This is a genomic window from Intrasporangium flavum, assembly GCF_001956915.1.
Taxonomy (GTDB): domain Bacteria; phylum Actinomycetota; class Actinomycetes; order Actinomycetales; family Dermatophilaceae; genus Monashia; species Monashia flava.
Map to the genome: position 1 here is coordinate 44,597 of NZ_MLJO01000004.1, position 15,350 is coordinate 59,946.

Consider the following 15,350-nt stretch of genomic DNA (forward strand, 5'->3'; position numbering starts at 1 on the left):
TCAGAGGGAGATGCCGCGGGCGCGCAGCACCGAGTAGCCGAGGAAGGCGACGACGTCGAGGATCGTGTGGCACACGACGAGGGGCATGACGCGTCGGGTGCGCACGAAGACGAGCCCGAGGATGAGCCCCATGGCGATGTTGCCGACGAAGCCGCCGAAGCCCTGGTACAGGTGGTAGGAGCCGCGGACGAGCGCCGACAGGGCGATGACGAGCGGCCAGGCCCAGCCGGACTGCCGCCAGCGCGTGAAGAGGTAGCCGACCATGACGACCTCCTCGAGGACCGCGTTGCCGACGGCGGCGAGCACGAGCACCGGGACGGTCCACCAGGCGGCCTCGAGGTTGGCCGCGGAGACGTTGGTGTTGACGCCGAGCGCGCGGGCCAGCAGGTAGAGGCCCAGGCCGGGGATGCCGATGACGGCGGCGAGCCCGACGCCACGGAGCAGGTCGCGGCCCGGCTCGGTGCGGTCCAGGCCGACGAAGCGCCCGGCCCGCACGTCGACGGACGGGCGCCGCACGTGGCCCAGCAGGTACAGGGCGAGCAGCACGGGCACGAGCGGCAGCAGGATGTTGGCCAGCTGGTAGGCGAGGTCGAGCCAGGGCCGGTCGGGCGTCGCGGACTGGTTCATCGCCGTCGTCTGCTGCGACAGCGGCACGGCGCGGGTCAGCTTCTCGACGATCGACAGCACGGCGTACACGGCCGAGGAGCCGAGGCTGACGCCGAGGACGAGGAGCGTCTCGCCGCGCAGCGAACGCCGGGCCGCGGGCTCGTCGACGAGCACGGGGTCCCACGGTGAGGGGCGCGACAGGAACCGGGCCAGGGCACCGGGGGACGACATGCCGTCACTGTAGTCATCGTGGGTACGTTCCAGACGTGTCGTTGCTCTCCGGCTGGCGGCGCGGCGACCACGCCGCGGACGGCTTCGCCTACCCGGTCTACGAGCGCGGCACCGGCCCCGGGATCGTCCTCGTGCACGAGAGCCCCGGCCTGACGCCGGAGGTCATCGAGCTCGGCGACGAGCTCGTCGAGGACGGGTTCACCGTCGCGATGCCGCACCTGTTCGGCTCCTCCCACGCGCGGCCGCGCACGTGGGAGGCCGTGCGGGTCGTGCCGCGGCTCTGCGTCACGCGGGAGTTCACGATGGTCGCCACCGGCCGGACGGCCCCGCTCGCCGGCTGGCTGCGCAGCCTCGCGCGCGACCTGCACGGACGCGTCGGGGGCCCGGGGGTGGGGGCGCTCGGCATGTGCGTCACGGGCGGCTTCGCCCTGGCCATGATGGTCGACCCCGTCGTCGTCGCGCCGGTCGTCGCCCAGCCCGCGACGCCGCTGCCGCTGGGCGCCCGACGGGCCGCCGACGTCAACCTCGACGCGGACGACCTCGACGCCGTGCGACGCCGCGTGGCCGCCGGCTGCCCGGTGCTCGGCTTGCGCTACCGCGACGACTGGGTGACCGGCACCCGTTTCGACACGCTGCGGCGCGAGCTCGGCGACGGCTTCCTCGCCGTCGAGCTCGACGGGCACGGCCACGCCACCCTGACCGACCACCGCCACCCCGAGGCCGTCGACGCCGTGCGCACCTTCTTCCGCGAGCGGCTCCGCTCGACCCCTTGAGCGGCAGGACAATCCGGGTACAACGGACACCTTCACCGATCCCTGCACGAACGGGTCCCGCACGGCCCTACGCTGCGCTTGCGCCGGACATCGCCGGCGGCTCGGGGGAGTCCGTCGTCGAAGGGCTTATCCATGAGGAAGAGAGTTCTGGCGGTCCCGGCAGGGGTTCTGGCCGTCGCCCTGACCCTCGGGTCGTACACCACGGCGGCCTCGGCCGTCACCGCAGCGAACGGCAAGGGGGCCGGCGCGCAGCAGGGCAGGGACAACCCGGCCCACCCGCTCGGCAAGAAGCAGGACTCCTTGCGCACCAAGGGTGTCCAGATGAAGCTGTCCGGCAAGCTGGCCGCCGACGCCAAGGTGGCGAAGGTGGCGGGCGGCCAGTACGTCGAGCTGGCCCGCGAGGGCGAGGACTCGATCTGGACCGTCACGGGCGAGTTCGGCACACAGTCGAGCACCAGCTTCGGGGGCCTGCCCGGCCCGATGCACAACCAGATCCCGCAGCCCGACCGGTCGGTCGACAACACGACGATCTGGGCCCCGGACTTCTCGAGCGACTACTACGAGAAGCTGCTCTTCTCCGACACCGCCGGTGACGTCTCGATGCGCAACTTCTACAAGGAGCAGAGCTCGAACCGGTACACGGTCAACGGCGAGGTGACCGACTGGGTCCAGGTGCCGTACAACGCCGCGTACTACGGCTCGAACTACTGCGGCGGCATCACCTGCGCGCGCACGTGGCTCTTCGTCCAGGACTCGGTGAACGCCTGGTACGCAAGGGAGGTCGCGAGCGGCAAGACCGACGCGCAGATCGCCCAGGAGCTCGCCAAGTACGACGTCTGGGACCGCTACGACTACGACGACGACGGCAACTTCAACGAGCCCGACGGCTACATCGACCACTTCCAGTCGATCCACGCCGGTGAGGGCGAGGAGACCGGCGGCGGCGCCTACGGCACCGACGCGATCTGGTCGCACCGCTGGTACGCCTTCTACAACAACATCGGCTCGACCGGGCCGGCCTTCAACAAGCTCGGCGGCGTGCGCATCGGCTCGAGCAACCTCTGGATCGGCGACTACACCGTCGAACCCGAGAACGGCGGCGTCGGCGTGTTCTCGCACGAGTTCGGCCACGACCTCGGACTGCCCGACCTCTACGACACGTCCGGCAACACCGGCGGCGCGGAGAACTCGACCGGCTTCTGGACGCTCTACTCGTCCGGGTCCTACGGCAGCAGCGGCCGCCCCGAGGACGGCATCGGCAGCGAGCCGATCCCGATGTCGGCCTACGAGAAGATCTTCCTCGGCTGGTCGAACTACACGGTCGTGCCCTACGGCAAGAAGGCCTCGATCAAGCTCGGCCCGGCCTCGGCCAACACCAAGCAGGCGCAACAGGTCGTCGCGATGCTGCCCGACAAGGCCGTCACGACCGACATCGGCGCGCCCTACGCGGGCTCGTACTTCTACCACTCGGGCTCGGGCAACGACCTCGACACCTCGATGACGAAGTCGGTGACGCTCCCGGCCGGCACGGTCTCGCTGTCGGCCAAGGTGCGCTACGACATCGAGCAGGACTGGGACTACGCCTACCTCACGGTCAACGGCAACCCCGTGGCGACCAGCCGCTCGACGTCGACCAACCCGAACGGGCAGAACTTCGGCAACGGCATCACCGGCTCGACCGGTGGCGCCTGGGCCGACCTCACGGCCGACCTGTCCGCGTATGCCGGCCAGACGGTGACCCTCGGGTTCCGGTACTGGACCGACGGCGCCGTGGCGCCGGCCGGCTTCGGCGTCGATGACGTGGCCGTCACCGGTCAGGCGGTCGACGGGGCCGAGTCCGACACGGGCTGGACGCTGTCCGGCTTCTCGCGCACGACGGGGTCGGTGACGAAGAAGTACTTCAACGCCTACTTCGCCGAGCTGCGCAACTACCAGGGCTACGACCGTGGTCTGAAGACGGGGCCGTACAACTTCGGCTTCCTCGACAACCCGAACCTGCAGAACCAGGTCGAGCACTTCCCGTACCAGGACGGCCTGCTCGTCTGGTACTACGACACCTCGTTCGCCGACAACAACGTCGGCGACGCCTGCCTCGCGGGCCGCTGCGGTGGCCTCTACCTGCCGGTCGACGCCCACCCCGGGATGCTCCTCCGGCCGGACAACGGCAAGGTGTGGCGGCCGCGCATCCAGTCCTACGACTCGACCTTCGGGCTCGAGCCGACGGACCGGATCACGTTGCACGCGGGCTCGATCGGGCAGACGTACGGCGGTCTCGCGGCCAACCCGCTCTTCGACGACACGAAGAGCTACTGGGTCGCGCCCGACGCGTCGACCGGCAACCTCGGCTGGTCCAGCGTCCAGGTGCCGAAGACCGGCACGAAGATCCGCGTCGTGTCCTCCTCGACGCAGGGTTCGTTCATGCAGGTGGCGGTCAACCAGTGAGGGGCTGAGACCTCCGGAGGGGAGGGCGGAGGGGTGGACGGCGCGGGCCGGCCACCCCTCCGTCGCGTCCGCGGGGCCCCGGACGGCGGACGTGGGGGAGCCAAATGCGTTGGCGCCGTGGACGGTCCAGCCCTAGCGTCGGTGCCATGACGACCTCTCGCCTGCGCCTGGCCCTCCGCGCCCACCTCACGGCCGCGATGCGTGAGCGCGACCGGGTCGCGGTGTCGGCGGTGCGCACGACGCTCGCCGCGCTCGACAACGCCGAGGCCGTCCCGCTGGACGCCGTGGCCGGCGGGCCCGGTCCCGTGACGGGGTCCGAGCACGTCGCTGCCGCCGCGATCGGCGTCGGGGCGGCGGAGGTGGACCGTCGGGAGCTGAGCGAGGACGACGAGCGCGCCCTCGTCGCGGCGGAGGTCGCCTCGCTCCTCGAGGCGGCGCGGCACCGCCGTGCGGCCGGCGACCCGACGGAGGCCGAGGACGCAGAGGCGGCCGCCCGGCTGCTCGAGGCCGTCGTCGCGTCCGTCGCCTGACACCCGCGGCGCGGTCCGCCGTGTCCACAGGCGGCGGGGGACAACCTGTGCACAGCGGCGTCGACCGTGTGGACGACGACCCCGTTGCTGTGGACGACACGCCGCCAGCCTGTGGACGTTGACTTTTCTTCGCGAAAACGCTTGTGGGGCAGCGGAAGACGGGATAGAAATCTCTCACGCACTCCCCTCGGGGAGAGCGGGACGGAACGGGGACGACGGTCCAGACGGTGGGGCAACCCACCGCGGCAGCCGGGTGACGAGGCTGGCGGGACCGAAGGAACCGAGTCGTCGGCCGGGAGCGTCACCAACGACCGGTCGCCAGAAGGGCCCTTGGAACTCATACTTCCAGGGGCCCTTCGCCCGTCCCGGGCCTCAGGCCTGCGTCGGCACGGGCGCCCGCCACGGCTTGAGCCACGGCGTCTCCGGCCAGCCCTCGCGCCCCGCGACGAGCTCGTACATCGTGGCGCCGTCGATCGACTCACGGACGATGTCGGCGTGCCCCGCGTGGCGGGCCAGCTCCTCCACGAGGTGCAGCGCCACCCAGCGCACCGACCACGCCTGCACGTCGCGCGGGAACCACGGGGCGTCGCGCGGCACCGGCACCGGGGCGTCGAGGTCCGCGGCCCGCAGCACCCGGCGCGTCACCTCGCCCTGCGCGGCCAGGGCCGCGAGGAGCGAGTCGAGGGTGTCGGCGTCGGTGACCCTGAAGTCGTCACCCCACGCCTGCGCCTGCTCCTCCACGGACGCGTCGGGCGGCGTCGGGGCGTCGGGAGCGGCGGCCATCCGCTCGGTCCAGCCGCGCTCGCACGTCGTGACGTGCTTGACGAGGCCGCCGATCGACAGCGTGCCGGCGGTGGGGGCCAGGCGGATCTGCTCCTCGGTCAGCCCGAACGCGGCCGCCGCGAAGGCGTCGCGTTGCTGGTCGAGGTAGGCGATGAGGCCGTCGCGCTCGTCGGCGACGGGTGGGACCTGTGCGGGCATGGGGAGCTCCTTCTCGGTGGGGTGGCGGCGTCGGGTGGCCGCGGGTGTCGGCGGTCGGGTGTCGGCGGTCGGGTGTCGGCGGTCGGGAGGGGCTCAGGTGGTGCGGTGGGCCCAGAGGTCGCGCAGCAGGGCGATCTCGGCGCCGTGGTGGATCAGCTCGCGGTTGATGTGCAGCACGAGCGTCGCGCGGGAGGCGTCGGCGAACGGGCCCTCGGCCGGACCGCACGGCTCGGCCAGCCCCTCGGCGCCCCAGCTGCGCACGCCGTCGAACCACGCGGCGTACGCGCTGTCGAGCTGGGCGAGGGCCTCGTCGGCCGTCGCGGCGTAGTCGAAGGTGAAGTAGTCGGCCTCGGGGGCGCCGAAGTGGCTGTGGGCCCGCGCGCCGAGGACCCCGACGATGACGTGGGCGAGGCGCCAGGCGATCGTCGTCACCGGCGTCGGCTCGGGGGCGGGGTAGGCCCAGTCGATGGTCATGGCGCCGGTGCCGCCCTGGATCTCGGTGCTGCCCTCGCCGCGGCGGTGGACGTTCCAGGCGCCCGGGACGGGCTCCCAGAGGTACTCGTCGTCGGTGAGCCCCTCGAAGCGGGCGCGCAGCTGGTTCTTCCAGTGCCAGTCGGCCTGCTCGACGAGGGTCTCGTTCCAGTCGATGGTGGTGCGCGTCGTCTGTGTCATGACTCGATCGTGGCAGCCATATAGGACAGAAACTGTCCGCAGTGGCTGGCAGACTCGGGCCATGTCCACGACGAGCGACGGGAACGGCACGACCGCCCGCGTGCTCCGGCTGCTCGACCTGCTCCAGAGCCGTCCGGTGTGGAGCGGCACCGAGCTGGCCGAGCGGCTCGGCGTCACCACCCGCAGCGTGCGGCGCGACGTCGACCGCCTGCGCGAGCTCGGCTACCCCGTCAACGCGGCGCACGGCGCGGGTGGCGGTTACCAGCTCGGGGCCGGGCGCCGGCTCCCGCCGCTGCTGCTCGACGACGACGAAGCCGTCGCCATCGCCGTGTGCCTGCGACTCGCGGCCGGCGGCACCGTCGAGGGCCTCGGCGAGGCCGCGGTCCGCACCCTGGCCAAGCTCGACCAGGTGCTGCCCGCGCGGCTGCGCTCGCAGGTCGAGGCCATCCACGAGGCCACCGTGACGCTCGACGGCACCACCTCACCGGTCGACGCGTCGACGCTCCTCGTCCTCGCGCGGGCCTGCCGCGAGACCGAGCGGGTCATCTTCGCCTACGACGGACCGCGCGGCGCAGGGGAGCGCCGCGTCGAGCCCTACCGCCTCGTCGCGACCGGCCGCCGCTGGTACCTGCTCGCCTACGACCTCGACCGGCAGGACTGGCGCACCTTCCGGCTCGACCGGATCAGCGCTGCGGAGTCCCGCGGCTGGCGGTTCCGCCCGCGGGCCGATGCCCCCGACGCCGCCGAGCACGTGCGTCGGTCGATCTCGCGCGACGCCTACGACCACGTCTGCCGCGTGCGCATCCACGCGTCGAGGTCCGTGGTGGAGCAGCAGATCCCGCCGTCGGTCGGCACCGTCACGGCCGACGGCCGCTCGCACTGCATCTTCGAGGCCGGTGGCAACCACCTCGGCTGGATGGCGATGCACCTGGCCGTCCTCCCCTGGGAGATGACGGTGCTCGACCCGCCCGAGCTGCGCGAGGTCATGCGCGAGCAGGCTGCGCGCCTGGTCCGCGCCGCGACCACCGACCCCGCCTGACGCGTCAGCCGGTGTTGCGCAGGCCGGCCGCGATGCCGTTGATCGTCAGCAGCAGCGCCCGCTGGACGTCCTCGTCGGGCTCGACGTCGTCGGGCACGGCGCGCGACCGGGCGAGCAGCGAGGTCTGGAGCGCGTGCAGGGGAGCGAGGTAGCTGTCGCGCAGCTCGAGCGTGCGGCGCAGCACCGGCGCCGACTCGAGCAGCTCGTCCTGCTCGGTGACCCGCAGCACCTCCTCGACGGTGCGCGCGTGCTCGGCGCGGATCGTGTCGAAGATGCCGGCGACGTCGTCGGGCACGAGGGCGCGCACGTAGCCCGCGGCGATGTCGAGGTCGGTCTTGGCCAGCGTCATCTGCACGTTCGACAGGAAGGTGCGGAAGAAGGCCCACGACCCGTACATCTCGCGCAGCAGCTTCTCCCGACCGTCCTCGCGCGCCGCCGCCAGGCCGGAGCCGACGCCGAACCAGCCCGGCAGGATGATCCGCGACTGGGTCCAGCCGAACACCCACGGGATGGCGCGCAGGTCCTCCAGGCCCCCGGCGCCGCCGGGACGCTTCGAAGGGCGCGAGCCGATGTTCATCTTGCCGAGCTCGTCGACCGGGGTCGCCGACACGAAGAACGGCACGAGCCCGGGGTCGCGCACGAGCGAGCGGTAGGCGTCCTGGCCGCGGCCCGCGACGAGGTCCATCGTGGCGTTCCAGCCGTCGAGGACGTCCTGCGGCAGCAGCGAGCGCCGGTGCAGGGCCGAGGCCTCGAGCACCGCGGCGAGGGCCACCTCGAGGTTGAAGCGGGCCAGGCCGGGCAGCGTGTACTTGTCGCTGATGACCTCGCCCTGCTCGGTGATCTTGATCGGGCCGTCGAGGCTGCCGTAGGGCTGGGACAGGATCGCCTCGCCGGTGGGGCCGCCGCCGCGCCCGACCGAGCCGCCGCGTCCGTGGAAGAGCCGCAGCACGACGCCGTGGCGTCGGGCGATGTCGCGCAGCGCCCGCTGCGCGCGGTGGATCTGCCACTGCGACGCGGCGATCCCGGCGTCCTTGGACGAGTCGGAGTAGCCGAGCATGATCTCCTGCACGTCGCCGCGGGCGGCCACGACGCGTCGGTAGGACGCGTCGGACAGCAGCGCCTCGAGCAGCGGGCCCGCGGCCTCGAGCTCGGCGACGGTCTCGAAGAGCGGGGCGAAGCCGATGCGTGCGGTGGCCGGCGACTCGGGGGAGCCGGTGTCGACGAGCCCCGCCTCGCGGGCCAGGACGACGACGGCGAAGAGGTCGTCGACGTCGTGGGTCATCGACACGATATAGGTCTCGATGCACTCGTCGCCGTAGGTGTCGAGCGCGCGGCCGATCGCCGACATGAGCGACAGCGACGCGGACGCGGCCTCGCCGAGGTCGTGCGCGCCGGTGCCGGTGAGCGGCCGGCGCGAGGCCATCTCGCGGGAGAGCACCTCGATGCGGGCCGGGTGGTCGAGCGTGCCGTAGGGGGTGTCGAGCTCGCCGAGTCGGTCGTAGAGCTCGGCGAGGGCGGCGTGGTGCTTGGCGCTGTGCTCGCGCACGTCGAGGGTGGCCAGGCCCGTGCCGGTGGCGACCGCCGCGCGGATGAGCCGCAGGATCGCGCCGTCTGCCGTCAGGGTGTCGCCGCCGGCGAGCATCGACTCGCGGATGAGGACGAGGTCGGCGAGCAGCTCGTCGAAGGTGGCGTAGTCGCGGCCCGGCTCGTGGGCCGTGCCGTGCGCGAGGCGGTCACGGGTGCGCAGCAGGCGCACCCGGACGAAGCTGAGCTTGAGCCGGTAGGGTTCCTCGGCGTTGAGCCGGCGCACGGTGTCGTAGGTGACCGGCAGGGCCCTGGCGTCGCGCTCGAGGCTCTCGCGCAGGGCGTCGGTCACCTCGACGAACCGCGTCGAGCTCGACAGCTCGTGGAGCATGTGGTCGAGCTTCTCGACGAGCTCGCTCAGGCCGGCCTCGTGCTGCAGGCCGATGACCTCGAGGGTCACCTCGGGCGTCACGTTGGGGTTGCCGTCGCGGTCACCGCCCGCCCAGGCGCCGAAGCGCAGCGGCCGCGCCGACGCCGGCAGCTCGACGCCGATGCCGCCCAGGGTGCGGTCGAGCTCGGCGAGCAGGTCTGGCACGACCTGCCCGGCGAGGAAGCGCAGGGTGTGCATCGCGGTGCGGGCCTCGTCGGTGGGCTCCGGGCGCACGATCCGCAGCTCGTCGGTCTGCCACAGCATGTCGACGAGCTCGGCGAGGCGGCGCTCGGCGCGCGGGCCCTCGGTGGCCGGGCGGCGCGGGTCCTCGAGCTCGCTGACGGTCACGGCGATCCGACGCATGAGGTTGAGGACGGTGCGGCGCGTGGCCTCGGTCGGGTGGGCCGTGAAGACGGGCCGGTACTCGAGGCGGGCGAGCACGTCGTCGAGCTGCTCGCGCTCGAGGCTGCCGGCGTCGAGCGCCTCGCCGATGCGCCGGACCGTCGCGGCGAGCGGGCCCTCGTCGACGGCGCTCAGCTCCTGCCAGCGGTGCAGCTGCTCGGTGACGTTGACGAGCTGGAAGTAGGCGGTGAAGGCGCGCGCGAGCACGACCGCGGTCGCGGGGTCGACGCCCTCGAGCACCGCGCGCAGCTCGTCGTCCTCAGGCTGGCGGGCCAGGCCGCGGACCTGCTCGACGAGGGCGAGCAGGTCGGGGCCCTCGTGGCGGGTCAGCGCCTCGCCGAGGAGCGTGCCGAGCTGGCGCACCGACGCCCGGAGCGCGGCGTGCTGCTGGGCCGAGGAGACGCCGCCGGCGAACGTCGCGACGTTCGGCTCGCGGCGGTCGGCCTCGAGGAGCTGCTCGGTGGTGGCCCGGTCCTGGGTGCTCATGGCTCAGTGGTACCCCGAAGAGGTTTCCGAGGGGTTACCGGTCCACGATGGGGGACGGAATCTGGACAGGAGAGCGCCGGGAAAGTGCCCACTCGACCGGGGGGGAGCCGGGCCGGGCCCCGTCCTGTCGAGTGGGCACTTTCTCCTGAAGGGGACGCCGTCCTCGCCCTGCGAGGATGGCGCCATGAGCACCGGCACCCTCGGCACCCTCGTCCTCGCGGCCACCCCCATCGGCGACCCGCGCGACGCCGCGCCCCGCCTCGGCGCCGAGCTCGCCGACGCCGACGTCGTGGCCGCCGAGGACACCCGGCGCCTGCGCCGCCTGCTCACCGACCTCGGCGTCACCCCGCGCGGCGCCGTCCTCAGCTACCACGAGCACAACGAGGCGAGTCGCACGCCCGAGCTCGTCGAGCGGCTCGTCGCCGGCGAGCGCGTCGTCGTCGTCACCGACGCCGGGATGCCCTCGGTGAGCGACCCCGGCTACCGCCTCGTCGCCGCGTCGGTCGAGGCCGGCGTCCGCGTCACCTGCGTGCCCGGACCGAGCGCCGTCCTCATGGCGCTCGCGGTGTCGGGGCTGCCCGTCGACCGGTTCTGCTTCGACGGTTTCCTGCCGCGCAAGCCCGGCGAGCGGGCCCGCGCCCTCGCGGAGGTCGCCGACGAGCGCCGCACCATGGTCTTCTTCGAGGCCCCGCACCGCCTCGCCGACACCCTCGCCTCGATGCGCGAGGCGTTCGGCGCCGACCGGCCGGCCGCGGTGTGCCGCGAGCTGACCAAGACCTACGAGGAGGTCCGGCGCGGCAGCCTCGCCGAGCTCGTCGAGTGGGCGGCCGACGGCGTCAAGGGGGAGATCACCGTCGTCGTCGGCGGCGCACCGCGCCGGGTCGCCTCGGTCGAGGACGCCGTCGAGCAGGTGCGCCGACGCGTCCGGGAGGGTGAGCGGCTCAAGGACGCCGCCGGTGCCGTGGCCGCCGAGAGCGGGCTGTCGAAGAAGGCGCTCTACGACGCCGCCGTCGCCCGGGGCTGACGCGCCCGACCCCATCGCCCGAACCCATCGCCCGACGCGTCCCGCCACCCGGTGGGCACCCGTGGCGTCGCGTCCCGGTGCCGCGAGAGGGTACGAGGTGGAACAGGGCGACGTCACACGACGTTGCCGACCACGGTGGCCGGCGCCGACCGCCGGCCCGCCGATGACACCGTCGACACCGTCGACACCGCCGACACAAGGCAAGGAGCAGGGATGGCTACGATCCGCAACGCGTCCGCGCACTGGGAGGGCTCGCTCATGGAGGGGGCCGGCCAGGTCACCTTCGAGTCCTCGAACCTCGGCACCCACGAGGTCACGTGGGCCTCGCGTGCCGAGGAGCCGGGTGGTCGCACGAGCCCGGAGGAGCTCATCGCCGCCGCGCACTCGACGTGCTTCTCGATGGCCCTCTCGCACGGCCTCGCCCAGGCCGGCACGCCGCCGGAGAGCATCGACACCCAGGCCGCCGTCACCTTCCAGCCCGGCACCGGCATCACCGGCATCGTGCTCACGGTCACCGGCAAGGTCCCGGGCCTCACCGCCGCCCAGTTCGAGGAGGCCGCGCAGGCCGCCAAGGAGGGCTGCCCGGTGAGCCAGGCGCTCAAGGCCGTGCCGATCAGCCTCGAGGTCAGCTTCACCGAATGACGCGAGTGGCGCGTCGGCCTCGGCCGATCACGCAGTGACGCGCGAACCGGCGCTCTCCTCGACGGAGAGCGCCGGTTCGTCGCTGTCACAACGGTTTCCGGTGACTCAGCTGCCCTCGGCGGCTTTCTTGAGGCCCTCGAGCATCGACTGCCAGTTCTGCGAGAACTGCTCGGCCTGCTCCGCTGAGTCGTTGCCGTCCTGCTCGAGCGCCACGGTCGTCGGCCCCTCGCCCTCGCCGTCGAGGGTGTAGGTCAGCGTGTGGTAGTTCTCGGGCCGGTCCTCCTGGCCCATGAGCGGGCTGTAGTGCGTCACCGAGAGCCGTCGCGGCTCGTCGACCTCGAGCACCTCTCCCTTGTCCTCGTAGGGGCGGCCGTCCATCTCGCCCGCCCACGTGATGGGTCCGCCGACCGACCAGTCGGTCGTCAGGGTCGTGCCGGCCATCCACTCCTTGACCCGGTCCGGGTCCGTCAGGGTCTGCCACGTCCGTCCGGGGGACGCGTCGACCGCCACCTGCGCCTTTGCCACGTGTCCAGTCATGCCTCCGTCATACCCGCCCGACGCGTCCGCGCCTTGAAGGTTCCCGACACCGCCGACGTGGGACGGACGCGGGACGGACGCGGGCCGGACGCGGGCCGGACGCGGGTGCCGCGGGAACTCGTGCGCGGCCCGGTCCGCCGGGTGCCTAGGATTCACGGCATGAGTCACGTCCTGTCTGCCGTCGCCTGGCCGTACACCAACGGCCCGCGCCACATCGGCCACGTGGCCGGTTTCGGCGTGCCCTCCGACGTCTTCAGCAGGTACATGCGGATGGCGGGCCACGAGGTCCTCATGGTCTCGGGCACCGACGAGCACGGCACGCCGATCCTCGTCCTCGCCGAGGAGGAGGGCCTGACGCCGCAGGAGCTCGTCGACAAGTACAACGCCGTCATCGCCCAGGACCTCACCGACCTCGGCCTGTCCTACGACCTGTTCACGCGCACCACGACGCGCAACCACTACGCCGTCGTGCAGGAGCTCTTCCGCCAGGTCCACGCCAACGGCTACATGATCGAGCAGACGACGAGGGGCGCGATCAGCCCCTCCACCGGCCGCACCCTGCCCGACCGCTACATCGAGGGCACCTGTCCCATCTGCGGCTTCCCCGACGCCCGCGGAGACCAGTGCGACAACTGCGGCAACCAGCTCGACGCCGACGAGCTCATCGACCCGCGCAGCAAGATCAACGGCGAGACCCCCGAGTTCGTCGAGACCCAGCACTTCTTCCTCGACCTGCCGGCGCTGGCCGACGCGCTGGGCGAGTGGCTCGACGAGCGCGAGGCCTCCGGCCGCTGGCGCCCCAACGTCATCAAGTTCAGCAAGAACCTGCTCAAGGACGTCCGCCCGCGCGCCATGACGCGCGACATCGACTGGGGCATCCCGGTGCCGCTGCCCGGGTGGGAGGACAACCCGAACAAGCGCCTCTATGTCTGGTTCGACGCCGTCATCGGCTACCTGTCGGCCTCGATCGAGTGGGCCCGCCGCCTCGGGCCCGGCCACGAGGAGCGCTGGCGCGACTGGTGGAACGACCCCGAGGCCCTGTCGTACTACTTCCAGGGCAAGGACAACATCACCTTCCACAGCCAGATCTGGCCGGCCGAGCTGCTCGGCTACGCCGGCAAGGGCGACAAGGGCGGCACCCCCGGGCCGTACGGCGTGCTCGACCTGCCCACCGAGGTCGTGGCGAGCGAGTACCTCACCCTCGAGGGCAGGCAGTTCTCGACGAGCCGCAAGCACGTCATCTACGTCCAGGACATCGTCGCCCGCTACGGCCCCGACCCGATCCGCTACTTCATCTGCGCGGCCGGCCCCGAGAACCAGGACGCCGACTTCAGCTGGGCCGAGTTCGTCCAGCGAAACAACAGCGAGCTCGTCGCCGGCTGGGGCAACCTCGTCAACCGCACCGCGGCGATGATCGCCAAGAGCTTCGGGCAGGTCCCCGAGCCGGGTCCGCTCGAGCCGGTCGACGAGGAGCTGCTCGCGGCCGTCCGCGGCGGGTTCGCCACGGTCGGGGCCTCGCTCGAGCGGCACCGGCAGAAGGCGGCGCTCGGCGAGGTGATGCGCCTGGTCGGTGAGGCCAACGCGTACGTCTCGCGCACCGAGCCGTTCAAGCTCAAGGGCGAGGACGAGCGCGAGCGGCTCGCCACGGTGCTGCACACGCTCGTGCAGGCGGTCAGCGACCTCAACACGCTGATCTCGCCGTTCCTGCCGCACGCGGCCAACCGCGTCCACGCCGTGCTCGGCGGCGCCGGCGACTTCATGCCGATGCCGCGGCTCGAGGTCGTCGAGGACCTCGACGACGACAGCCGCTCCTACCCGGTCATCACGGGGGAGTACTCGGCGACGCCGCGCTGGGAGTCGCGCCCGGTCGTCGTCGGCACGCCCATCGCCAAGCCGACCGGTGTCTTCGTCAAGCTCGACCCGGAGGCCGTCATCGAGGCCGAGCGCGGACGCCTCGGCGGCGGGACCCCCGACACCGACGCGCCCGATGAGCCCGACGAGAAGCAGGACCCCGACGCCGACGCCGGCGCATGAGCCCGCACTCCTCGGGGCACCGCGGCCTGCCCGAGCAGCCCGACCCGCTGCCGATCGACGTCGTCGACAACCACGTCCACCTCGACATCACGCGCGAGGGTGACGAGCCGTTCGACGTCGCGGAGGCGGTGGCGCGGGCGCGGCAGGTCGGCGTGACGCGGATGGTGCAGGTCGGCTGCGACCTTGAGGGCATCGCCTTCACCATCGAGGCCATCGACCGCTTCACGGAGCTTCTCGGCGGAATCGCCTTGCACCCCAACGAGGTTCCGCGCCTCGCGGCCGCCGGTCGGCTCCAGGAGGCGTACGCGGAGGTCGAGCGCCTGGCCACGCACGAGCGCGTCCGTGTCATCGGCGAGACCGGTCTCGACTACTTCCGCACCGGGCCCGAGGGGGTCGCCGTGCAGCAGGACGGCTTCCGCTGGCACATCGACCTCGCCAAGCGCACCGGCCGAGCCCTGCAGATCCACGACCGCGACGCCCACGACGACGTCCTGCGCATCCTCGAGGAGGAGGGCGCGCCCGAGCGCACGGTGCTGCACTGCTTCTCCGGCGACGCCACGATGGCCCAGCGGTGCGTCGAGCGCGGCTACTTCCTGTCCTTCGCCGGCACCGTGACCTTCAAGAACGCCCGCGGGCTGCGCGACGCCCTCGCCGCGACGCCCCTCGACCGGCTCCTCGTCGAGACCGACGCGCCCTACCTCGCGCCGAGCCCGCACCGGGGTGCGACGAACGCGTCCTACCTCGTGCCGGTGACCCTCCGCGCCATGGCCGGCGTGCTCAACGTCGACGTGCCGACGCTGTGCCGGGCGGTGTCCGGCAACAGCGAGCAGGTGTACGGGTCGTGGGCCCCGGCCGGGGTCGGCGGCGCCGCGACGGAAGCGGGACAAACCGTCTAGCGCACGACGAATCGAACCGCGCGTCGACATGCGGCGTCGTTACCGAAACTTGACCTGACGGTGGGTCGTCGGTCACTGTTGACGACTGTTGGCCGGCTGCA

13 protein-coding genes are annotated in these 15,350 nt (G+C 72.5%); 8 read left to right on the top strand and 5 right to left on the bottom strand.

The window, feature by feature from the left end:
* The gene (locus BIV28_RS04110; protein WP_083707022.1) at nt 1–837 is read right to left on the bottom strand and encodes a CPBP family intramembrane glutamic endopeptidase; all 837 of its coding nucleotides are present in this window, start codon (nt 835–837) and stop codon (nt 1–3) included.
* 35 nt (nt 838–872) lie between these two features.
* Between BIV28_RS04110 and BIV28_RS04115 the strand changes: the two genes are divergently transcribed.
* The 3 genes from BIV28_RS04115 (at nt 873) to BIV28_RS04125 (ending at nt 4,582) form a co-directional block, all read left to right on the top strand.
* Entirely contained in the window at nt 873–1,610 is a 738-nt protein-coding gene (locus BIV28_RS04115) for a dienelactone hydrolase family protein (RefSeq protein WP_076259560.1), read from the top strand.
* A gap of 132 nt (nt 1,611–1,742) precedes the next feature.
* A complete protein-coding gene (locus BIV28_RS04120) occupies nt 1,743–4,052 on the top strand; it encodes an immune inhibitor A domain-containing protein (RefSeq protein ID WP_076259562.1) in 2,310 nt (769 codons plus the stop codon).
* 146 nt (nt 4,053–4,198) lie between these two features.
* A complete protein-coding gene (locus BIV28_RS04125) occupies nt 4,199–4,582 on the top strand; it encodes a hypothetical protein (protein ID WP_083707023.1) in 384 nt (127 codons plus the stop codon).
* A 372-nt stretch (nt 4,583–4,954) separates the two neighbouring features.
* Here BIV28_RS04125 and BIV28_RS04130 read toward each other — a convergent pair whose 3' ends face one another.
* Both BIV28_RS04130 and BIV28_RS04135 read right to left on the bottom strand, forming a co-directional pair.
* Nucleotides 4,955–5,563: a DinB family protein gene (locus BIV28_RS04130; RefSeq protein ID WP_076259564.1), complete on the bottom strand. Its 609-nt coding sequence runs from the start codon at nt 5,561–5,563 to the stop codon at nt 4,955–4,957.
* 93 nt (nt 5,564–5,656) lie between these two features.
* Complete coding sequence (locus BIV28_RS04135; RefSeq protein ID WP_207555763.1) at nt 5,657–6,235, bottom strand: DinB family protein; 579 nt, start codon at nt 6,233–6,235, stop codon at nt 5,657–5,659.
* 61 nt (nt 6,236–6,296) lie between these two features.
* On the opposite strand from BIV28_RS04135, the gene BIV28_RS04140 reads away from it, so the two are divergent.
* The gene (locus BIV28_RS04140; RefSeq protein ID WP_076259565.1) at nt 6,297–7,274 is read left to right on the top strand and encodes a helix-turn-helix transcriptional regulator; all 978 of its coding nucleotides are present in this window, start codon (nt 6,297–6,299) and stop codon (nt 7,272–7,274) included.
* A 4-nt stretch (nt 7,275–7,278) separates the two neighbouring features.
* On the opposite strand, the gene ppc is transcribed toward BIV28_RS04140, so the two are convergent.
* The gene (gene ppc, locus BIV28_RS04145) at nt 7,279–10,116 is read right to left on the bottom strand and encodes a phosphoenolpyruvate carboxylase (RefSeq protein ID WP_076259567.1); all 2,838 of its coding nucleotides are present in this window, start codon (nt 10,114–10,116) and stop codon (nt 7,279–7,281) included.
* 184 nt (nt 10,117–10,300) lie between these two features.
* Between ppc and rsmI the strand changes: the two genes are divergently transcribed.
* Nucleotides 10,301–11,140: a 16S rRNA (cytidine(1402)-2'-O)-methyltransferase gene (gene rsmI / locus BIV28_RS04150; protein ID WP_076259569.1), complete on the top strand. Its 840-nt coding sequence runs from the start codon at nt 10,301–10,303 to the stop codon at nt 11,138–11,140.
* A gap of 213 nt (nt 11,141–11,353) precedes the next feature.
* The gene (locus BIV28_RS04155) at nt 11,354–11,782 is read left to right on the top strand and encodes an OsmC family peroxiredoxin (RefSeq protein WP_076259571.1); all 429 of its coding nucleotides are present in this window, start codon (nt 11,354–11,356) and stop codon (nt 11,780–11,782) included.
* A 105-nt stretch (nt 11,783–11,887) separates the two neighbouring features.
* Here the strand turns inward: BIV28_RS04155 and BIV28_RS04160 are convergent, their stop codons facing one another.
* On the bottom strand, nt 11,888–12,319 hold the full coding sequence (locus tag BIV28_RS04160; protein ID WP_076259573.1) for an SRPBCC family protein: 432 nt from the start codon (nt 12,317–12,319) through the stop codon (nt 11,888–11,890).
* Between the two features lie 159 nt (nt 12,320–12,478).
* Between BIV28_RS04160 and metG the strand changes: the two genes are divergently transcribed.
* Entirely contained in the window at nt 12,479–14,353 is a 1,875-nt protein-coding gene (gene metG / locus BIV28_RS04165; RefSeq protein WP_076259575.1) for a methionine--tRNA ligase, read from the top strand.
* The gene (locus tag BIV28_RS04170) at nt 14,350–15,249 is read left to right on the top strand and encodes a TatD family hydrolase (protein WP_076259577.1); all 900 of its coding nucleotides are present in this window, start codon (nt 14,350–14,352) and stop codon (nt 15,247–15,249) included. Before metG ends, BIV28_RS04170 begins: the two co-directional genes overlap by 4 nt.
* Nucleotides 15,250–15,350 lie beyond the last annotated feature (101 nt).